This window comes from Geofilum rubicundum JCM 15548, from assembly GCF_000974365.1.
Classification (GTDB): domain Bacteria; phylum Bacteroidota; class Bacteroidia; order Bacteroidales; family Marinilabiliaceae; genus Geofilum; species Geofilum rubicundum.
This window is the reverse complement of the sequence record NZ_BAZW01000139.1, coordinates 1-1,677: the sequence shown is the minus strand read 5'-3', so window position 1 is coordinate 1,677 and position 1,677 is coordinate 1. Positions and strand designations below refer to the sequence as shown.

The following is a 1,677-nucleotide window of genomic DNA, read 5'->3' as shown; positions in this document are numbered from 1 at the left end:
CAAGTTTCGCAGTTTGATAAATAGTTGAAAATTAAGAGAAAAGAATAAAAAAAGCAGCATGGATATTTGGCTAAATACTTAATTATAAGTATATTAGCGAAGTTTCCAAACACAAATACCATGCTGCACTGTAAAGATATTAATAAGATTTCAGAATTAAAAAACGGTTTTACCCATAGGTGGCTCGAACCCGATTTTATTTCCAGTTCTTTGAAATGTTTCACATTTTCGAACCTCTGTAAAGTTGTTTCAGAAGTTAAGATAAAAGGATATCGTTTTGAGTGGATTATGACCATCCTTCTCTCGATGCCATTTCTTGATGCTAAAACGGTCAACTCGATGTTGAATGGTTGCATACAACACCAGATTGTAGCAGGGAAAGATACATTTTATCGCATAAAGAATAATCAATCAATATGTTGGCGAATGTTGTTGTGGTTATTCGCTGCCAAGCACAAGGCGCTAACAGCCAATTGTTTAGAAAGCTCTGATAGACCGAAGTGTATGATTTTTGATGACACCATTCTTACAAAAACGGGGAAGAACATTGAAAAAGTGTCTAGGGTATTCGACCACGTTACACAGCGGTATGTTATTGGTTTTAAGCTGCTTTTGATGGGCTATTGGGACGGGGTTTCATTTATCCCTCTGGATTTCTCAATACACCGTGAACGGGGACAAAATAAAGAGAAGCCCTTTGGCTTTAAAGCGAAGGAGTTAAAGAAGCAGCACAAAACAAAAAGGCAAAGTGGTTCTTTTTCTGACGAGCGAGCACGGGAGGCTGATATGTCAAAAATAGACAGTGCCATAAAAATGTTCCGAAGGGCGGTATCCCAAGGTTTTATGGTCGATTATGTTTTGATGGATAGTTGGTTTACTTGTGAGGCCTTTGTAGATGCAGTGCTATCAGTTAAAAAGCATACAGTACATTTAATAGGGATGTACAAGATTGCAAAAACCAAGTTTCTATATAATGACGAATTGTACACGCATAAACAAATACGGAACCTAAAAGGGAAGCCAAAGCGTTGCCGTAAACTTGGCTTCTACTATACTGAAGCACTGGTCTCCTTCAAGGGAAAGCCAATTAAGTTGTTCTTTAGCAAGCAGGGCAAAAACGGAAAATGGAAAGTATTCCTATGTACCGACATAAAGTTATCGTTTATCAAGATGATCGAAATTTATCAGATACGCTGGACTATAGAGGTGGCCTTTAAGGAAGGAAAGCAATTATTAGGACTGGGTCGGTGCCAGTCCAACAGCTTTGATGCTCAGATTGCCGATACAACCATTACAATGATCCAGCACATATTGTTGACCATGAGATACAGGGTTGAATATTATGAATCAATGGTAGGCCTGTTTTCCAATGTAAAAGAGGCTGCTGTCAAGCAGCGTCTCGACCAACGTTTATGGGGGCTGTTCATTGAATTGATGCAAATAATTGTAGTTCTGTTTGAAGATATTGATGAACAGGAACTGCTAGAAAAAATCTTCCAAAATGAAAAGGTAAACCAAATGGTCAACCATATCTTAGGAAGTGAGTCAAGTCAGACAGAAAATGCCGCATGACGAAAATGGAAAACATAAATCATTATATTACAGAGATATATAAAAACATCAGCTAACGTACATCGCTGACGCTAAAAAGCTTAAAAGAATGTGCGAAACTTAAGT

Annotated in this window: 1 protein-coding gene; it reads left to right on the top strand. The window is 37.9% G+C overall.

The features are described 5' to 3' along the window. Nucleotides 1-120: 120 nt before the first annotated feature. Nucleotides 121-1,572 (top strand): IS4 family transposase, encoded by a 1,452-nt coding sequence (locus tag JCM15548_RS20375; RefSeq protein WP_157483037.1) that lies wholly within the window; start codon nt 121-123, stop codon nt 1,570-1,572. Nucleotides 1,573-1,677 lie beyond the last annotated feature (105 nt).

Coding starts and splice junctions, on each gene's coding strand:
- JCM15548_RS20375 (WP_157483037.1), top strand. CDS start 121: ATGCTGCACTGTAAAGATATTAATAAGATTTCAGAATTAAAAAACGGT.